The sequence below is a fragment of the Pseudomonas sp. GR 6-02 genome (assembly GCF_001655615.1).
Taxonomy (GTDB): Bacteria; Pseudomonadota; Gammaproteobacteria; order Pseudomonadales; family Pseudomonadaceae; genus Aquipseudomonas.
In genome coordinates, this window is record NZ_CP011567.1 from 761,931 (window position 1) to 781,898 (window position 19,968).

The window sequence follows — 19,968 nt, forward strand, 5'->3', positions numbered from 1 at the left end:
TCTTAAATAGCCGGCGTCAGGCCGCAGCCTTTGAGAATGATGCGAATCAGGTTGCTGCCGGCGTCTTCCATGTCTTGCTTGGTCAACTTGGTGCGCCCGGTGACACGGCAGATCTGCGTGGCAAAGTCGGCGTAATGCTGGGTGCTGCCCCACAGCAGGAAAATCAGGTGCACCGGGTCGATCGGGTCCATTTTGCCGGCGTCGATCCACGCCTGGAACACCGCGGCCCGACCTTGAAACCAGGTGCGGTAGTCCTGGTTGAAATGCTCGGTCAGGCAATCACCGCCGCTGATGACCTCCATGGCGAAGACCCGCGAAGCTTGTGGCTGGCGCCGGGAGAATTCCATTTTTGCGCGAATGTATCGCGTCAATGCTTCTGCCGGATCGTCCTCGACGGTCAGGGTATTGAAGGTGCTGTCCCACAATTCAAGGATGTTACTCAGCACCGCCACGTACAAACCGAGTTTGTTGGTGAAGTAGTAATGCAGATTCGCTTTGGGCAACCCGGCTTTCTGCGCAATGGTGTTCATGCTGGTGCCTTTGAACCCGTGACGGGCGAACTCGTCTTCGGCGGCTTTGATGATGGTCTCTTCGTTCTTCTGACGAATGCGGCCGGCGGGTTTGCCGCCGTGGGCTGGGACTTCAAAGGTCATAGGCACTTCCGAACAGGTAGATGGGTGCAACCAGATGCGTTGATAGCGCACCCACGGGCCTCAGACAAGTCCTATGGCGATAAAACCTTGGGCACCGCTCCCACAAGCTTTCAGCGAGTCGCCGCCAGACTTTCCAAAAAACTCTCCAGAACCAGATGCGGGCGACGGCCCTTGCGTGTAACCGATGCCAGGCTCAGGTCATAAAAACGTGCCTTGGGTTTCAGTGCACGCAAATGGCCTTGCTGCACCCAGAGGCTGGCGTAGTGATCCGGCAGGTAACCAATGTAGCGCCCGGTCAGGATCAGAAAGGCCATGCCCTCGCGATCCGACGCACTGGCGGTGCAATTGAGCGCCTGGTAATGGGCCTGAATCTCGGCGGGCAAACGGAAGGTCGGGGCGATGGCGTCCTGGCTGTTGAGGCGCTCATCATCCAGTTGTTTGTCGTCGACATAGAACAGCGGATGGCCGACCGCGCAATACAGCAGCGAGCGTTCGCTGTAGAGCGGCTGATACTCCAGCCCCGACAACGCGCTGGCTTGCGGCACCACGCCGACATGCAAGCGACCGTCGAGCACGCCTTGTTCGACTTCATTGGGCGCAATCATGCGGATCTGGATCTGCACGTCGGGGCCGCGTTCCTTCAATTGGGCCAGGGCGTGGGTGATGCGCATGTGGGGCAGGGTGACCAGGTTGTCGGTCAGGCCGATGGTTAATTCGCCGCGCAAGTGTTGGTGCAGGCCGTTGACCTCGGTGCGGAAACTTTCCAGCGCACTTAATAGCTGCAACGCAGATTGGTAGACCTCACGGCCTTCTTCGGTCAGGGAAAACCCCGCGCGACCTCGCTGGCACAGGCGCAGCCCCAGGCGTTGCTCCAGATCGCTCATTTGCTGGCTGATGGCCGAGCGACCGATACCCAGCACCGATTCCGCCGCGGAGAAGCCGCCACACTCCACCACGCTGCGAAAAATCCGCAGCAGGCGGATATCAAAGTCACTGACTTGCGCCAGCGGATCGGGGCGACGGGTACTCATAGTTTAGTCCGGGCCTGACTGAAGGTTAGAAAAGTTGGATTTCACCGACTTTATCCCCGTGGCAATTTAGCTGCAAGAACGCTTTTGATCTCCACGCCGCTTATTTTGCCCTGCGAGGTTTTGCCCATGAACGTGCCTGAAAACGCCCCGACTTCCCTGGCCAGCCAGCTCAAGCTTGACGCTCACTGGATGCCCTACACCGCGAACCGCAATTTCCAGCGCGACCCGCGCCTGATCGTGGCGGCCGAGGGCAGTTGGCTGACAGACGACAAGGGCCGCAAGGTCTACGATTCGCTCTCGGGTCTGTGGACCTGCGGCGCCGGGCACACCCGCAAGGAAATCCAGGAGGCGGTGGCCAAGCAATTGGGCACTCTCGATTACTCGCCGGGCTTCCAGTACGGTCACCCGCTGTCGTTCCAGTTGGCCGAGAAAATCACCGACCTGACCCCGGGCAATCTGAATCACGTGTTCTTCACCGATTCGGGTTCCGAATGTGCAGATACCGCAGTGAAAATGGTGCGTGCCTACTGGCGCCTGAAAGGCCAGGCGACCAAGACCAAGATGATCGGCCGCGCTCGTGGTTATCACGGCGTGAACATCGCCGGCACCAGCCTCGGCGGCGTGAACGGCAACCGCAAACTGTTCGGTCAGGCGATGATGGATGTCGATCATCTGCCGCACACCTTGTTGGCGAGCAATGCTTTCACTCGTGGCATGCCGGGGCAGGGTGGTATCGCGCTGGCGGATGAATTGCTCAAGTTGATCGAACTGCACGATGCCTCGAACATCGCAGCGGTATTCGTCGAGCCATTGGCCGGCTCCGCTGGCGTGCTGGTTCCGCCGCAGGGTTACCTCAAACGTCTGCGCGAGATCTGCGATCAGCACAACATCCTGCTGGTGTTCGACGAAGTGATCACCGGTTTCGGTCGTACCGGTTCGATGTTCGGTGCCGACAGCTTTGGTGTCACTCCGGACCTGATGTGTATTGCCAAGCAAGTCACCAACGGCGCGATCCCGATGGGCGCGGTGATTGCCAGCTCCGAGATCTACCAGACCTTCATGAACCAGGCGACGCCTGAGTACGCGGTGGAATTCCCGCACGGCTACACCTATTCCGCGCACCCGGTGGCTTGCGCCGCAGGCCTGGCGGCACTCGACCTGCTGCAAAAGGAAAACCTGGTGCAGAGCGTGGCCGAAGTCGCACCGCATTTCGAAAACGCACTGCACGGTGTGAAGGGCAGCAAGAACGTCATCGACATTCGCAACTACGGGTTGGCCGGTGCGATCCAGATTGCACCTCGCGACGGCGATGCCATCGTGCGTCCGTTCGAAGCTGGCATGGCGCTGTGGAAAGCCGGGTTCTACGTGCGCTTCGGCGGCGACACCCTGCAGTTCGGCCCAACCTTCAACAGCAAGCCGCAGGACCTTGATCGTCTGTTCGATGCAGTCGGCGAAGTGCTGAACAAGATCGACTGATTCCCTCTTCTATATAAAGGCGTCCTTTCAAAGGACGCCTGTGGACAATTTCAGGAGCCCCGCATGAGCCTCATCCCGCATTTGATCAATGGCGAACTGGTGACCGAAGACGGTCGCACGGCCGATGTGTTCAACCCGTCCACCGGCCAGGTTATCCACAAGCTGCCGTTGGCCAGCCGCGAAACCATTCAGAAAGCCATCGACTCGGCCAAGGCTGCGTTCCCGGCCTGGCGCAATACGCCAGCGGCCAAGCGCGCTCAGGTGATGTTCCGTTTCAAGCAACTGCTGGAACAGAACGAATCCCGCATCGCACAACTGATCAGCGAAGAACACGGCAAGACCCTGGAAGATGCTGCCGGTGAATTGAAGCGCGGGATCGAGAACGTCGAGTTCGCGTGCGCGGCACCAGAAATCCTCAAGGGTGAGTACAGCCGTAATGTCGGGCCGAACATCGATGCCTGGTCGGATTTCCAGCCATTGGGCGTAGTGGCCGGCATTACCCCGTTCAACTTCCCGGCCATGGTGCCGCTGTGGATGTATCCGTTGGCGATCGTCTGTGGCAACTGCTTTATCCTCAAGCCGTCCGAGCGCGATCCAAGCTCCACGCTGCTGATCGCTCAATTGTTACTGGAAGCCGGCCTGCCGAAAGGCGTGCTGAGTGTGGTGCATGGCGACAAGGCCGCAGTGGACGCACTGATTGAAGCGCCGGAAGTCAAAGCGTTGAGCTTCGTCGGTTCGACGCCGATTGCCGAATACATCTACGCCGAAGGCACCAAGCGCGGCAAACGCGTCCAGGCGCTGGGCGGGGCGAAGAACCATGCGGTATTGATGCCGGATGCGGATCTGGATAACGCGGTCAGCGCGTTGATGGGCGCCGCTTACGGTTCGTGCGGTGAGCGCTGCATGGCGATTTCGGTGGCCGTGTGTGTCGGTGACCAGGTGGCGGATGCGTTGGTGGCCAAACTGACACCGCAGATCAAGGCACTGAAAATCGGCGCTGGTACAACTTGTGGCCTGGACATGGGGCCTCTGGTCACCGGTCAGGCGCGGGACAAGGTCAGCGGTTATGTTGAAGACGGCGTAGGCGCCGGTGCGAAGCTGGTGGTGGACGGTCGTGGTCTGAGCGTGGCCGGTCATGAGGACGGCTTCTTCCTCGGTGGTTGCCTGTTCGATAACGTCACGCCAGAGATGCGCATCTATAAAGAAGAGATCTTCGGGCCGGTGCTGTGCGTCGTCCGGGTCAACAGCCTGGAAGAGGCGATGCAACTGATCAATGATCACGAGTATGGCAATGGCACCTGCATCTTTACCCGTGATGGGGAAGCGGCGCGGTTGTTCTGCGATGAGATCGAAGTGGGTATGGTCGGCGTCAACGTACCGTTGCCGGTGCCAGTGGCGTATCACAGCTTTGGCGGCTGGAAGCGTTCGCTGTTCGGCGATCTGCATGCTTATGGCCCGGATGGCGTGCGGTTCTATACCCGTCGCAAGGCTATTACCCAGCGCTGGCCGCAACGGGCAAGCCATGAAGCTTCGCAATTCGCATTCCCTAGCTTGTAAGTAGAAGGGCAGAAGGCCGACCTCTTGAGGTCGGCCTTTGTGTTTTCGGGCTGTTTTGACCGATATGACAGAAATGTGAAATTAGAGGTTGACGGCAGATCCTGGACGTCTATAATTCGCCCCACTTCCGGCGCAGTCGAAACGGAAAACTCCTTGGTAAACAACGAGTTACGCAGTTTTCGACAGCGGTTACGCTTCAGTTCATCGAAGCCAGAAGGAGTTGATAGGGCAGGGGATTGTCGCCTTATTGACGATTCGATCTTCTCGGTCGAAAGCGGAGAAAAAGAGGTGTTGACAGCAGCGACTAACGCTGTAGAATTCGCCTCCCGCTAACGAGAGATCGGAAGCGCAAGTGGTTGAAGTTGCAAAGGAAACTTTGAAAACTTCTGAAAATAACCGCTTGACAGCAACAGAGGCTGCTGTAGAATGCGCGCCTCGGTTGAGACGAAAGATCTTAACCAACCGCTCTTTAACAACTGAATCAAGCAATTCGTGTGGGTGCTTGTGGAGTCAGACTGATAGTCAACAAGATTATCAGCATCACAAGTTACTCCGCGAGAAATCAAAGATGTAACCAACGATTGCTGAGCCAAGTTTAGGGTTTCTTAAAAACCCAAAGATGTTTGAACTGAAGAGTTTGATCATGGCTCAGATTGAACGCTGGCGGCAGGCCTAACACATGCAAGTCGAGCGGCAGCACGGGTACTTGTACCTGGTGGCGAGCGGCGGACGGGTGAGTAATGCCTAGGAATCTGCCTGGTAGTGGGGGATAACGTTCGGAAACGAACGCTAATACCGCATACGTCCTACGGGAGAAAGCAGGGGACCTTCGGGCCTTGCGCTATCAGATGAGCCTAGGTCGGATTAGCTAGTTGGTGAGGTAATGGCTCACCAAGGCGACGATCCGTAACTGGTCTGAGAGGATGATCAGTCACACTGGAACTGAGACACGGTCCAGACTCCTACGGGAGGCAGCAGTGGGGAATATTGGACAATGGGCGAAAGCCTGATCCAGCCATGCCGCGTGTGTGAAGAAGGTCTTCGGATTGTAAAGCACTTTAAGTTGGGAGGAAGGGCAGTTACCTAATACGTAATTGTTTTGACGTTACCGACAGAATAAGCACCGGCTAACTCTGTGCCAGCAGCCGCGGTAATACAGAGGGTGCAAGCGTTAATCGGAATTACTGGGCGTAAAGCGCGCGTAGGTGGTTCGTTAAGTTGGATGTGAAATCCCCGGGCTCAACCTGGGAACTGCATTCAAAACTGTCGAGCTAGAGTATGGTAGAGGGTGGTGGAATTTCCTGTGTAGCGGTGAAATGCGTAGATATAGGAAGGAACACCAGTGGCGAAGGCGACCACCTGGACTGATACTGACACTGAGGTGCGAAAGCGTGGGGAGCAAACAGGATTAGATACCCTGGTAGTCCACGCCGTAAACGATGTCAACTAGCCGTTGGGAGCCTTGAGCTCTTAGTGGCGCAGCTAACGCATTAAGTTGACCGCCTGGGGAGTACGGCCGCAAGGTTAAAACTCAAATGAATTGACGGGGGCCCGCACAAGCGGTGGAGCATGTGGTTTAATTCGAAGCAACGCGAAGAACCTTACCAGGCCTTGACATCCAATGAACTTTCCAGAGATGGATTGGTGCCTTCGGGAACATTGAGACAGGTGCTGCATGGCTGTCGTCAGCTCGTGTCGTGAGATGTTGGGTTAAGTCCCGTAACGAGCGCAACCCTTGTCCTTAGTTACCAGCACGTAATGGTGGGCACTCTAAGGAGACTGCCGGTGACAAACCGGAGGAAGGTGGGGATGACGTCAAGTCATCATGGCCCTTACGGCCTGGGCTACACACGTGCTACAATGGTCGGTACAGAGGGTTGCCAAGCCGCGAGGTGGAGCTAATCCCATAAAACCGATCGTAGTCCGGATCGCAGTCTGCAACTCGACTGCGTGAAGTCGGAATCGCTAGTAATCGCGAATCAGAATGTCGCGGTGAATACGTTCCCGGGCCTTGTACACACCGCCCGTCACACCATGGGAGTGGGTTGCACCAGAAGTAGCTAGTCTAACCTTCGGGGGGACGGTTACCACGGTGTGATTCATGACTGGGGTGAAGTCGTAACAAGGTAGCCGTAGGGGAACCTGCGGCTGGATCACCTCCTTAATCGACGACATCAGCTGCTCCATAAGTTCCCACACGAATTGCTTGATTCATTGAAGAAGACGATACGAAGCAGCCCGAAATTGGGTCTGTAGCTCAGTTGGTTAGAGCGCACCCCTGATAAGGGTGAGGTCGGCAGTTCGAATCTGCCCAGACCCACCAATTTTGTGTGGGAATACCTGTAGAAATACGGGGCCATAGCTCAGCTGGGAGAGCGCCTGCCTTGCACGCAGGAGGTCAACGGTTCGATCCCGTTTGGCTCCACCACTACTGCTTCTGTTGTTGAAAGCTTAGAAATGAGCATTCCATTGTGATGATGGTGAATGTTGATTTCTAGTCTTTGGCTAGATCGTTCTTTAAAAATTTGGGTATGTGATAGAAAGATAGACTGAACGTTACTTTCACTGGTAACGGATCAGGCTAAGGTAAAATTTGTGAGTTGCTCTTAATTGAGCATGCGAATTTTCGGCGAATGTCGTCTTCACAGTATAACCAGATTGCTTGGGGTTATATGGTCAAGTGAAGAAGCGCATACGGTGGATGCCTTGGCAGTCAGAGGCGATGAAAGACGTGGTAGCCTGCGAAAAGCTTCGGGGAGTCGGCAAACAGACTTTGATCCGGAGATGTCTGAATGGGGGAACCCAGCCATCATAAGATGGTTATCTTGTACTGAATACATAGGTGCAAGAGGCGAACCAGGGGAACTGAAACATCTAAGTACCCTGAGGAAAAGAAATCAACCGAGATTCCCTTAGTAGTGGCGAGCGAACGGGGACTAGCCCTTAAGTGGCTTTGAGATTAGCGGAACGCTCTGGAAAGTGCGGCCATAGTGGGTGATAGCCCTGTACGCGAAAATCTCTTAGTCATGAAATCGAGTAGGACGGAGCACGAGAAACTTTGTCTGAATATGGGGGGACCATCCTCCAAGGCTAAATACTACTGACTGACCGATAGTGAACTAGTACCGTGAGGGAAAGGCGAAAAGAACCCCGGAGAGGGGAGTGAAATAGATCCTGAAACCGTATGCGTACAAGCAGTGGGAGCCCACTTTGTTGGGTGACTGCGTACCTTTTGTATAATGGGTCAGCGACTTATTTTCAGTGGCGAGCTTAACCGAATAGGGGAGGCGTAGCGAAAGCGAGTCTTAATAGGGCGTCTAGTCGCTGGGAATAGACCCGAAACCGGGCGATCTATCCATGGGCAGGTTGAAGGTTAGGTAACACTGACTGGAGGACCGAACCGACTACCGTTGAAAAGTTAGCGGATGACCTGTGGATCGGAGTGAAAGGCTAATCAAGCTCGGAGATAGCTGGTTCTCCTCGAAAGCTATTTAGGTAGCGCCTCATGTATCACTGTAGGGGGTAGAGCACTGTTTCGGCTAGGGGGTCATCCCGACTTACCAAACCGATGCAAACTCCGAATACCTACAAGTGCCGAGCATGGGAGACACACGGCGGGTGCTAACGTCCGTCGTGAAAAGGGAAACAACCCAGACCGTCAGCTAAGGTCCCAAAGTTATGGTTAAGTGGGAAACGATGTGGGAAGGCTTAGACAGCTAGGAGGTTGGCTTAGAAGCAGCCACCCTTTAAAGAAAGCGTAATAGCTCACTAGTCGAGTCGGCCTGCGCGGAAGATGTAACGGGGCTCAAACCATACACCGAAGCTACGGGTATCACTTAGGTGATGCGGTAGAGGAGCGTTCTGTAAGCCTGTGAAGGTGAGTTGAGAAGCTTGCTGGAGGTATCAGAAGTGCGAATGCTGACATGAGTAACGACAATGGGTGTGAAAAACACCCACGCCGAAAGACCAAGGTTTCCTGCGCAACGTTAATCGACGCAGGGTTAGTCGGTCCCTAAGGCGAGGCTGAAAAGCGTAGTCGATGGAAAACAGGTTAATATTCCTGTACTTCTGGTTATTGCGATGGAGGGACGGAGAAGGCTAGGCCAGCTTGGCGTTGGTTGTCCAAGTTTAAGGTGGTAGGCTGGAATCTTAGGTAAATCCGGGATTCTAAGGCCGAGAGCTGATGACGAGTGTTCTTTTAGAACACGAAGTGGTTGATGCCATGCTTCCAAGAAAAGCTTCTAAGCTTCAGGTAACCAGGAACCGTACCCCAAACCGACACAGGTGGTTGGGTAGAGAATACCAAGGCGCTTGAGAGAACTCGGGTGAAGGAACTAGGCAAAATGGCACCGTAACTTCGGGAGAAGGTGCGCCGGTGAGGGTGAAGCATTTACTGCGTAAGCCCACGCCGGTCGAAGATACCAGGCCGCTGCGACTGTTTATTAAAAACACAGCACTCTGCAAACACGAAAGTGGACGTATAGGGTGTGACGCCTGCCCGGTGCCGGAAGGTTAATTGATGGGGTTAGCTAACGCGAAGCTCTTGATCGAAGCCCCGGTAAACGGCGGCCGTAACTATAACGGTCCTAAGGTAGCGAAATTCCTTGTCGGGTAAGTTCCGACCTGCACGAATGGCGTAACGATGGCGGCGCTGTCTCCACCCGAGACTCAGTGAAATTGAAATCGCTGTGAAGATGCAGTGTATCCGCGGCTAGACGGAAAGACCCCGTGAACCTTTACTATAGCTTTGCACTGGACTTTGAATTTGCTTGTGTAGGATAGGTGGGAGGCTTTGAAGCGTGGACGCCAGTTCGCGTGGAGCCATCCTTGAAATACCACCCTGGCAACTTTGAGGTTCTAACTCAGGTCCGTTATCCGGATCGAGGACAGTGTATGGTGGGTAGTTTGACTGGGGCGGTCTCCTCCTAAAGAGTAACGGAGGAGTACGAAGGTGCGCTCAGACCGGTCGGAAATCGGTCGTAGAGTATAAAGGCAAAAGCGCGCTTGACTGCGAGACAGACACGTCGAGCAGGTACGAAAGTAGGTCTTAGTGATCCGGTGGTTCTGTATGGAAGGGCCATCGCTCAACGGATAAAAGGTACTCCGGGGATAACAGGCTGATACCGCCCAAGAGTTCATATCGACGGCGGTGTTTGGCACCTCGATGTCGGCTCATCACATCCTGGGGCTGAAGCCGGTCCCAAGGGTATGGCTGTTCGCCATTTAAAGTGGTACGCGAGCTGGGTTTAGAACGTCGTGAGACAGTTCGGTCCCTATCTGCCGTGGACGTTTGAGATTTGAGAGGGGCTGCTCCTAGTACGAGAGGACCGGAGTGGACGAACCTCTGGTGTTCCGGTTGTCACGCCAGTGGCATTGCCGGGTAGCTATGTTCGGAATAGATAACCGCTGAAAGCATCTAAGCGGGAAACTAGCCTCAAGATGAGATCTCACTGGGACCTTGAGTCCCCTGAAGGGCCGTCGAAGACTACGACGTTGATAGGTTGGGTGTGTAAGCGCTGTGAGGCGTTGAGCTAACCAATACTAATTGCCCGTGAGGCTTGACCATATAACACCCAAGCAATTTGCTGATCCGAAAGGACACCAGATTGCGGTGTGTGAAGACGAAATGAACCGAAAGTTCGCAAGCATTCACAAAAGCCGCACAAACTATCGCATACCCAATTTGCTGAAGCGTCGAAAGACGGTTCGGTACCCGAATTTCTTGACGACCATAGAGCATTGGAACCACCTGATCCCATCCCGAACTCAGAAGTGAAACGATGCATCGCCGATGGTAGTGTGGGGTTTCCCCATGTGAGAGTAGGTCATCGTCAAGATTAAATTCCGAAACCCCTATCTGCGTATGCAGGTAGGGGTTTTGTTTTGTCCGCAGGAAAGTTCGTACAGCAACATCGGAACGGTCCCGGCTGTCACGGTCTGCCGACAGTGCTAAGGTTCGGCCCTAGCTTTTGTATTTTCCCAAGGAAGCCTTTATGCCGGACGCTACGTCCCTCAGTGCTGGTTTTATGGTGGTTCACGGCAACCGCCTGGACGAACTGCGCAGCCTGGTGGTCAGTTGGATGCGGCGCTACCCGCTGGCTCCCTTGGAAAATGAAATTGCCCTGGTGCAGAGCAACGGCATCGCCCAATGGCTGAAGCTGGCACTGGCCGAAGACCCAGAAGATGACGACATGGGCGGCTGCGGAATCGCTGCCGCCATCGATGTGCAGTTGCCAGGCAGCTTCATGTGGCAGCTCTATCGCATGGTGCTGGGACGTGACGAAATCCCGGCCAAGTCCCTGCTCGATAAAGCCCCGCTGACCTGGCGCCTGATGCGTCTGCTGCCACAGTTGATCAACCAACCGCACTTCGAACCCCTGCAGCGCTTCCTTACGAATGACACCGACTTACGCAAACGCTATCAATTGGCGGAGCGGCTGGCCGATCTATTCGACCAATATCAGGTGTACAGGGCGGACTGGCTCGAAGACTGGGCAGAAGGCCGTCACCAATTACGAAATGGCAGAGGCGAAGCCAAAGCCCTGACTCCGGCCAACTGCTGGCAAGCAGAGCTGTGGCGTGCGCTGTTGCTGGATGTCGGTGCACAAGGCATGGCGCAAAGCCGCGCGGGTGTCCATCAACGCTTTATCGAGCGTATCAATAGTCTCGACAGCGCGCCCAGTGGATTGCCTTCCAGGGTGATTGTTTTCGGGATTTCTTCACTGCCAGCTCAAGCCTTGGAAGCACTTGCCGGGCTGGCTCGATTCAGTCAGGTCTTGCTGTGCGTACACAACCCATGTCGCCACCATTGGGCGGACATCGTCGCCGATAAAGACCTGTTGCGGCATCAATACAAACGCCAGGCTCGCAAGCGTGGCATGCCGGTTGTGCTTGATCCGCAAACGCTCCATCAACATGCCCACCCGCTATTGGCGGCGTGGGGCAAGCAGGGGCGGGACTACATCAATCTGCTCGACAGTTACGACGATCCCAACAGCTATCGCTCGGCATTTCGCGATGGGCGCATCGACCTTTTCAGCGATAACCAGCCTCAGAGCATGCTCAATCAGTTGCAGGACGACATCCTGGAATTGCGCCCCCTGAACGAAACTCGCGAGAGTTGGCCTGCAGTCGATCTGACAAAGGACGAATCGATCCGTTTTCACATCGCCCATAGCGCTCAACGCGAAGTGGAGATTCTCCACGATCAGCTGCTCGCACGATTCAGTGCTGATCCAGACTTAAGGCCTCGCGACGTGATCGTGATGGTTCCAGACATCGACAGTTACGCCCCCCACATCCGCGCTGTCTTTGGTCAGCTTGATCGGCACGACCCACGCTTCATTCCCTTCACGCTCGCGGATCAAGGCCAGCGCGGCAGGGACCCGCTACTGATCGCTGTCGAGCATCTGCTCAAGCTGCCCGACAGTCGTTTCCCCGTCAGCGAAATTCTCGATCTGCTGGACGTTCCGGCATTACGCGCTCGCTTTGGCGTAGAGGAACGTGACCTGCCGACCTTGCACCGCTGGATCGAAGGCGCAGGTATCCGTTGGGGGATGAATGCCGAGCAGCGTGCGGGTCTGGGCCTGCCGGAAGAACTGGAGCAAAACAGTTGGCGTTTCGGCTTGCGACGGATGTTGCTTGGTTATGCCGTGGGCAGCGCCAGTGCCTGCGAGGGTATTGAACCCTACGACGAGATCGGTGGCCTGGATGCTGCGCTCATAGGTCCTTTGGTCGCACTGCTGGATGCACTGGAGATTGCCCACCAGGAGCTTACCCAACCTGCGTCGCCCAAACTCTGGGGCATCCGCTTGCAAGCACTGGTGCAGTTGTTCTTCCAGGCCAGTAACGAACATGACGACTATTTATTGGCTCAACTCGAAGAGTTGCGCGAGACCTGGCTTGAGACCTGCGAGTCAGTAGGCTTGCAGGACGAGTTACCACTGACCGTAGTCCGTGAAGCCTGGCTGGCTGGCCTCGACCAAGGTCGCTTGTCTCAGCGCTTTCTCGCCGGTGCCGTCAACTTCTGTACCTTGATGCCCATGCGAGCAATCCCGTTCAAACTGGTCTGCCTTTTGGGCATGAATGACGGCGATTACCCTCGCGCGCAGCCGCCACTGGACTTCGACCTGATGGGCAGCGACTACCGGCCCGGCGATCGTTCCCGGCGTGAAGATGACCGTTATCTGTTGCTGGAAGCCTTGTTGTCGGCGCGGGACCAACTCTATATCAGCTGGGTCGGCCGCAGTATTCGGGACAACAGTGAGCGCCCGGCTTCGGTATTGATAGGACAACTACGTGATCATCTCGCCAGCGGTTGGCGATTGCACGATGACAAGGCTGATCTGCTTGAGTCCATGACTCAGGAACATCCGCTGCAACCCTTCAGTGCACGCTACTTCCATGAAGGCGATGATTTGTTCAGCTACGCCAGCGAGTGGCAGGTACTTCATCAGTCCAGCGGTTTGACGCCTGCCATCGAGGTTCTTGAGCCCTATATTCAGGACGAGCCGCTGAGCCTGGGTCAGTTGCAGGATTTTCTGCGCAATCCGGTACGGCATTTCTTCAGTCAGCGACTCAAAGTGTTCTTCGAGGCTGCCGAAGCGCCTTTGGCGGATGAAGAGCCATTTGTACTCGACGCGCTGCAACGCTATAGCCTCAGCGACAGCTTGCTCGAAGCAGCGCTCGGGCAATTGGACCAAATCGATCAGGTACTGGAAGCACAGGCGAAACGTCTGCAGAACAGCGGGCTCTTGCCCATGGCTGGTTTTGGCGAATGTTTGCAGCGAGAGTTGATCGAGCCACTGCCGGATCTGTTGCAGCGCTATCAGCAGCTCCTGGCGTTATGGCCGACCCCGCTCACCAGCGCGTTGCCCGTGAGTCTGGAACTGCATGGGCTGCGCCTGGAGGGCTGGCTCAGTGGCCTGCATCAACGCGCGGACGGTGGCTTGCTGTCGGTCACCACGATTCCCAATAGCATCGGCTCACTCAAGACCCGCAAATGGCATCGTCTGACACGACCATGGATCAATCACCTGGTTGCCTGTGCCAGCGGGATGTCGATGACCACCGCGTTGGTGGCCAGCGACGACAGTCTGTTACTGGCTCCGTTGGCGAAGGATGCAGCACTTGATGCCTTGGGTAATCTGTTGCTGGCCTGGCAAACGGGCATGCGCCAGCCGTTGCCGATTGCCGTAAAAACAGCCTTCGCCTGGCTGGCTCAAACCGATCCGGTCAAGGCTGACGCCGCTGCCCGCAAGGCCTATGAAGGCGATGGCCAGACCACTGATGGTGAGCGCCGCGAAAGCCCGGCACTCGCTCGGCAATACGCCGACTACGATGTTTTGATTGCCGACGAGACCTTCCCCGATTGGTGCGACGCTTTGTATCGGCCGCTGCTTGAGGCTCCCTGGCGTTCATTGACCAGCGAGGAGGCGCGCTCATGACCACGAAAACACCGCTGGCCCTGGCATTCCCCCTGCGTGGAAGCCAACTGATCGAAGCCAGTGCCGGGACGGGCAAGACCTTCACCATTTCTGCGCTGTACTTGCGTCTGGTCCTTGGTCATGGCGACGAGTCGAGTGGTTTTGGCCATGAATTACTGCCGCCGCAAATCCTCGTGGTGACCTTCACCGATGCCGCGACCAAAGAACTGCGCGAACGTATTCGTACGCGACTGGCTGAAGCTGCGCGTTTTTTCCGCGATGAGACACCGGCACCGGATGGCCTGATTGCGGAGTTGCGCGAGCAATACCTCCCTGAGCAGTGGCCCGGCTGTGCAAATCGCCTGGACATCGCCGCCCAGTGGATGGATGAAGCGGCGGTATCGACCATCCACAGTTGGTGCCAGCGCATGCTGCGCGAACATGCATTCGACAGTGGCAGCCTGTTCACCCAGACCCTGGAAACCGATCACAGTGATTTGCTTGGCGAAGTCCTGCGCGACTACTGGCGACTGTTCTGCTATCCGATGCAAGGCGATGCGCTGAATTGGGTTCGCGGCAACTGGGGTGGCCCGGCAGCGTTGTTGCGAGTGCGTGGCTTGTTCGCCAGCGAGCGTGACAGCGTTGAAGGTAAAGAACCTGCCGAGTTGATCGCCGAGTGCCTGGAGGAACGACGGGCCGCGTTGCTCGAGCTCAAGATGCCCTGGCGCCAATGGGCCGATGAGCTGCTTGCCATCTGTCATCAGGGCGTCGCGAGCAAAAGCGTCGATGGTCGCAAGATGCAGGCGCGCTACTTCGAACCCTGGTTCGAAAAGCTCCGGGCCTGGGCCGAAGACGAATCTCTGGAGCAACTGGACATTGGCACCGGCTTCACTCGCCTGACTCCCGATGGCATGGCTGAAGCCTGGAAAGGTGAAGCTCCCCGTCATCCCGGTCTCGATGCGATGCCCGGCCTCAAGGCCAGTCTCGATGGCTTGCCGACCCCCGATGCCGCCGTGCTGCAACATGCCGCCCACTGGGTCGGTGCTCGGTTCGAGGAAGAAAAGCGTCGTCGCGCGGAAATGGGTTTCGATGACATGCTGCTGCGTCTCGATGCGGCGTTGCAGTCCGATGGCGGTGAGCGTCTGGCGACCTTGATCCGCGAGCAGTTCCCGGTTGCGCTGATCGACGAGTTTCAGGACACCGACCCGGTGCAGTACCGAATCTTCGAGAGCATTTATCGCATCGAAGACAACAACCCTGAATCCGGCCTGTTCCTGATCGGCGACCCGAAGCAGGCGATTTATGCCTTTCGCGGTGCCGATATCTATACCTATCTGCGCGCCCGGCAAGCCACCACTGGCCGCCTGCATACCCTGGGCACAAATTTCCGTTCCAGTCATGGCATGGTCAACGCGGTGAACCATGTGTTCCAGCGCGCAGAATCTCGCGAGCAGGGGCGCGGCGCGTTCCTGTTCCGGGAGAAGAGTGGCGAGAACCCGGTACCGTTTCTGCCCGTGGAGTCCCAAGGGCGCAAAGAAGTCCTGCACATTGAGGGGCAGGTTGTGCCTGCCCTGAACATCTGGCATTTGTCCTCTGACCAGCCACTGTCTGGCGTGGTGTATCGACAACAATTGGCCGCCGCCTGCGCCAGTGAGATCGCTGCGTTGCTCAATGGCGGTCAGCAGGGGCGTGCGGGCTTCATACAGGATGGTAAGGGTCTCAGAGGCCTGCTGCCGGCGGATATCGCGATTCTGGTGCGCGACGGCAAAGAGGCCCAGGCCGTGCGCGGCGAACTTTCCGCTCGCGGTGTGCGCAGTGTTTACCTGTCAGACAAGGACTCGGTATTCGCCGCGCAGGAGGCCCATGATCTGCTGACGTGGCTCAAGGCCTGTGCCGAGCCGGATGTCGAACGTCCCCTGCGTGCCGCGCTGGCCTGCATCACGCTGAACCTTTCACTGGCTGAACTGGAGCGACTGAATCAGGACGAACTGGCCTGGGAAGCACGGGTCATGCAGTTCCGCGGTTATCGCGAGCTCTGGCGCAAGCAGGGCGTGCTGCCCATGTTGCGGCGATTGCTACATGATTTTCAGCTGCCCCAGGCGTTGATCGCGCGCAGCGATGGTGAACGGATATTGACCAACCTGCTGCATTTGTCCGAGTTGCTGCAGCAGGCCGCCGCCGAACTCGATGGCGAGCAAGCACTGATCCGTCATTTGTCCGAGCATCTGGCGTTGTCTGGTCAGGCTGGCGAAGAACAGATCCTGCGCCTGGAAAGCGACGAGCAACTGGTCAAGGTCGTGACCATCCACAAGTCCAAAGGGCTTGAATATCCGTTGGTGTTTCTGCCGTTCATCTGCTCGGCAAAACCGGTGGATGGCAGTCGTCTGCCGCTGCACTACCACGATGCCGCGGGTAAGGCGCAGGTGAGCTTGAAGCCGACGGCCGAGTTGATCGCCCTCGCTGATGATGAGCGTTTGGCCGAAGATCTTCGACTGCTCTATGTGGCCCTGACCCGGGCACAACATGCGTGCTGGCTGGGTGTGACTGATCTCAAGCGCGGCAATAACAACGGCTCGGTCCTGCACCTTTCGGCATTGGGTTATCTGCTGGGCGGTGGTGCGCCATTGGCTGAGTCGGCAGGGCTGCGTCGTTGGCTGGAAGACCTGCAGCAAGACTGTGCGGCGCTGAACTACGGTGAAATGCCTGACGCGACCGCCGAGCATTATCATCCGCCACGCAATGAAGCGACCTTGCTTGCCCCGCTGATACCCAGGCGCAAGGCCAGCGAAAACTGGTGGATCGCCTCTTACAGTGCCTTACGCATTGGTGACAGTTTGAGCGTGGGCAGTGACGAGGCACCGGAGAGCGCGCAAGCACAAAAGCTCTTTGATGACGAACGCCTTGATCCCGAAGCGCCACGAGAAGTCGCCGCCGGCGGCGCTGATATCCATCGATTCCCTCGTGGTCCGAACCCCGGCACTTTTCTTCATGGATTGCTCGAATGGGCCGGTGACGAAGGTTTTGCCGCTGCACCGCAAACCGTGGAAGACGCGATCGCCCGTCGCTGCAACCGCCGTGGCTGGGAAGGCTGGATCACCACATTGAGCGGCTGGCTGCAGCACTTGCTCAAATCCCCGTTGCACATCGGTGGCGGGCAGGCGCCGGTGGTGTTCGAGCAACTGTCTCAATACCGGGTCGAGATGGAGTTCTGGTTCGCCAGTCATAAAGTCGATGTGCTCAAGCTCGATGAGCTGGTGCGCCAATACACCCATCACGGCGTGGCCCGGGTGGCTGCCGAACCGGTGCTGCTCAATGGCATGTTCAAAGGCTTCATCGACCTGACGTTCGAGCATGAAGGCCGTTACTACGTCGCTGACTACAAATCCAACTGGCTGGGCGTCGATGACGCGGCCTATACCGAGCAGGCCATGGAGCAGTCGATTCTCGATAACCGTTACGACCTGCAATACGTACTGTACCTGCTCGCCCTGCATCGCCAGCTTAAGGCTCGGCTGGTCGATTACGATTACGACCGACATGTCGGTGGAGCGTTGTATCTGTTTCTTCGCGGTACTCGAGCGGCCAGCCAAGGTGTGTATTTTGCCCGTCCGCCACGGGAGCTGATCGAGCGCCTGGACCGGTTGTTCCAGGGCAAGCCAGAGCCCAAGGCCGAACCTGCCTGGGAACAGGGAGTATTGCTATGAGTCGCACTTTCGCCGATTTGCTGCCTACGCCGTTGGCGGCCGAAAGTCTGGCGGACCTGGCCCCGTTGAGCCGCGCAGATGACTTGTTGCTGCTGCTCACGCGCTGGGTCGAACGCGGCTGGCTGCGGGCGCTGGACAAGGCCTTCGTCGCGTTTCTCCACGAGCTCGCTCCCGACGATGATCCGCTGGTGCTGCTGGCCGCCGCGTTGATCAGTCACCAACTGGGCCACGGTCATGTCTGCCTGGATCTGTTCGAAACACTGAAAGAGCCGGATTTTGCCTTGTCGCTGCCGCCGGAAGGTGATGTGCAAAGCGGGGCGATGTTGCTGCCGTCGCAATTGCTTGAGGCGCTGGATGGTGCCCATTGGTGCAAGGTCCTGGCGTCCAGTCGTCTGGTGGCTCTGGCCGTCGATGGGCGTGAGGCTGCGCAACACCGGCCGTTGGTGCTGTCGGGCAAGCGCCTGTACCTGCGCCGCTACTGGGCTTACGAACGGCGCATCGACCACGCGCTGCGCCAGCGTCTGGCGGCACACGAAGCAACGCCGGATGATTTGCCTCAACGCCTGACCGGGCTGTTCGGTCCAGCCAGGCTTGATGACGTGATCGACTGGCAGAAGCTCGCGTGTGCCCTGGCTACCCGAAGTGCATTCAGCATCGTCACCGGCGGCCCGGGAACCGGCAAGACCACCACGGTTGTGCGCTTGCTTGCGTTGCTCCAGGCACCCGCAGTGGAGGCCGGTAAACCGCTGCGTATTCGTCTCGCGGCACCCACCGGTAAAGCTGCCGCACGATTGACCGAGTCCATCAGCCAGCAGGTTCAAACCCTGAAAGTACCTGAAACGGTGCGCGAGAAGATCCCGTCGGATGTGACCACCGTGCACCGTTTGCTCGGCAGTCGTCCCGGTACCCGGCATTTCCGTCACCACGCCGGTAATCGCTTGCCGCTGGATGTACTGGTGGTGGACGAAGCCTCGATGATCGACCTGGAAATGATGGCCAACCTGCTCGATGCGTTGCCGCCCCATGCCCGCCTGGTGCTGCTCGGTGACAAGGACCAACTGGCGTCGGTAGAGGCCGGTGCCGTACTGGGCGATCTGTGTCGTGATGCCGAAGCCGGTTGGTACAGCCCGCAGACCCGCCAGTGGCTGGAGGCGGTCAGCGGTGAGCGCCTCGATGCCAGCGGTTTGCGGGAAGACACCCAGGGCGCGCATCCACTGGCCCAGCAAGTCGTGATGCTGCGCCACTCACGGCGCTTCGGCGAGGGTAGCGGCATTGGTCAGTTGGCCCGTTGGGTTAACCAACAGCATCCCGAGGACGCGCGCAAGTTATTGGCCGCTGCAAGTCATGACGACGTATTTTCCCTGCCTCTCAAGGGTGAGCAGGACCGGGCGCTGGAGCGCTTGTTGCTCGAGGGCCATGGCGGGGGACCGCAAGGCTATCGGCATTACCTGAGTCTTTTGCGCAGTCAGCGACCACCGCTCGACCGCCCGCTCGACGATCCATGCTGGGCTGATTGGGCTCGCGTGGTGCTACAAGCTTTCGACGCTTTCCAGCTGTTGTGTGCCGTACGCAAAGGGCCTTGGGGCGTGGAAGGTTTGAATCAGCGCGTGACCGACGCACTGCTCAAGGCCCGGCTGATTGACAGCGACCATCAGTGGTACGAAGGTCGGCCCGTGCTGATGACCCGCAACGACTATGGCCTGGGTTTGATGAACGGTGACATTGGCATTGCCCTCAAGCTGCCGGAGCGTGAAGGCCCGGAGGCCGGGCGGCACGTGCTGCGTGTGGCCTTCCCGCGTAATGACGGGCAGGGCGGTGTGCGCTTTGTCCTGCCAAGCCGACTCAACGATGTCGACACGGTGTATGCCATGACCGTGCACAAATCCCAAGGCTCGGAATTTGCCCATACGGCGTTGATTCTGCCGGATGCTTTGAATCCTGTGCTTACCAAGGAACTGATCTATACCGGGATAACCCGGGCCAAAGACTGGTTCACCCTGATTGAGCCTCGAGCCGGCGTATTCGAAGAGGCCGTGAGGCGCAAGGTCAAGCGCTTGAGCGGGTTAATGCTGGAGCTGGAAGAGGGTACCTGGCCGAGCCATTGAGGGGCGGTGGCAGACGC

7 protein-coding genes, 2 tRNA genes and 3 rRNA genes are annotated in these 19,968 nt (G+C 57.5%); 10 read left to right on the top strand and 2 right to left on the bottom strand.

The genetic code is table 11. From position 1 onward, the window contains the following. Nucleotides 1-2 precede the first annotated feature (2 nt). Complete coding sequence (locus tag PGR6_RS03275; RefSeq protein ID WP_018928367.1) at nt 3-653, bottom strand: TetR/AcrR family transcriptional regulator; 651 nt, start codon at nt 651-653, stop codon at nt 3-5. 110 nt (nt 654-763) lie between these two features. Next, nucleotides 764-1,684 (bottom strand): LysR family transcriptional regulator, encoded by a 921-nt coding sequence (locus PGR6_RS03280; RefSeq protein ID WP_064616091.1) that lies wholly within the window; start codon nt 1,682-1,684, stop codon nt 764-766. 126 nt (nt 1,685-1,810) lie between these two features. On the opposite strand from PGR6_RS03280, the gene PGR6_RS03285 reads away from it, so the two are divergent. The 10 genes from PGR6_RS03285 (at nt 1,811) to recD (ending at nt 19,951) form a co-directional block, all read left to right on the top strand. Then, complete coding sequence (locus tag PGR6_RS03285; protein WP_064616092.1) at nt 1,811-3,160, top strand: aspartate aminotransferase family protein; 1,350 nt, start codon at nt 1,811-1,813, stop codon at nt 3,158-3,160. A 63-nt stretch (nt 3,161-3,223) separates the two neighbouring features. Beyond that, nucleotides 3,224-4,717, top strand: coding sequence for a CoA-acylating methylmalonate-semialdehyde dehydrogenase (locus tag PGR6_RS03290; protein WP_064616093.1), 1,494 nt, complete (start codon nt 3,224-3,226; stop codon nt 4,715-4,717). A 625-nt stretch (nt 4,718-5,342) separates the two neighbouring features. Continuing rightward, nucleotides 5,343-6,881 (top strand): 16S ribosomal RNA (locus PGR6_RS03295). Between the two features lie 82 nt (nt 6,882-6,963). Then, nucleotides 6,964-7,040, top strand: a tRNA-Ile gene (locus tag PGR6_RS03300). Nucleotides 7,041-7,069: 29 nt separating this feature from the next. Then, nucleotides 7,070-7,145 (top strand) — tRNA-Ala (locus PGR6_RS03305). 246 nt (nt 7,146-7,391) lie between these two features. After that, nucleotides 7,392-10,283, top strand: a 23S ribosomal RNA gene (locus tag PGR6_RS03310). Between the two features lie 155 nt (nt 10,284-10,438). Beyond that, a 5S ribosomal RNA gene (gene rrf / locus PGR6_RS03315) occupies nt 10,439-10,554 on the top strand. The 16S, 23S and 5S rRNA genes sit together here with 2 tRNA genes alongside, the layout of an rRNA operon. 156 nt (nt 10,555-10,710) lie before the next feature. After that, on the top strand, nt 10,711-14,163 hold the full coding sequence (gene recC, locus PGR6_RS03320; protein ID WP_064616094.1) for an exodeoxyribonuclease V subunit gamma: 3,453 nt from the start codon (nt 10,711-10,713) through the stop codon (nt 14,161-14,163). Continuing rightward, nucleotides 14,160-17,846 carry an exodeoxyribonuclease V subunit beta gene (gene recB, locus PGR6_RS03325; RefSeq protein WP_064616095.1) on the top strand — a complete coding sequence of 1,229 codons (3,687 nt, stop codon included), beginning with the start codon at nt 14,160-14,162 and terminating at the stop codon, nt 17,844-17,846. Before recC ends, recB begins: the two co-directional genes overlap by 4 nt. Continuing rightward, a complete protein-coding gene (gene recD, locus PGR6_RS03330; protein ID WP_064616096.1) occupies nt 17,843-19,951 on the top strand; it encodes an exodeoxyribonuclease V subunit alpha in 2,109 nt (702 codons plus the stop codon). The genes recB and recD overlap by 4 nt, the downstream gene beginning before the upstream one ends. Nucleotides 19,952-19,968: the final 17 nt, after the last annotated feature.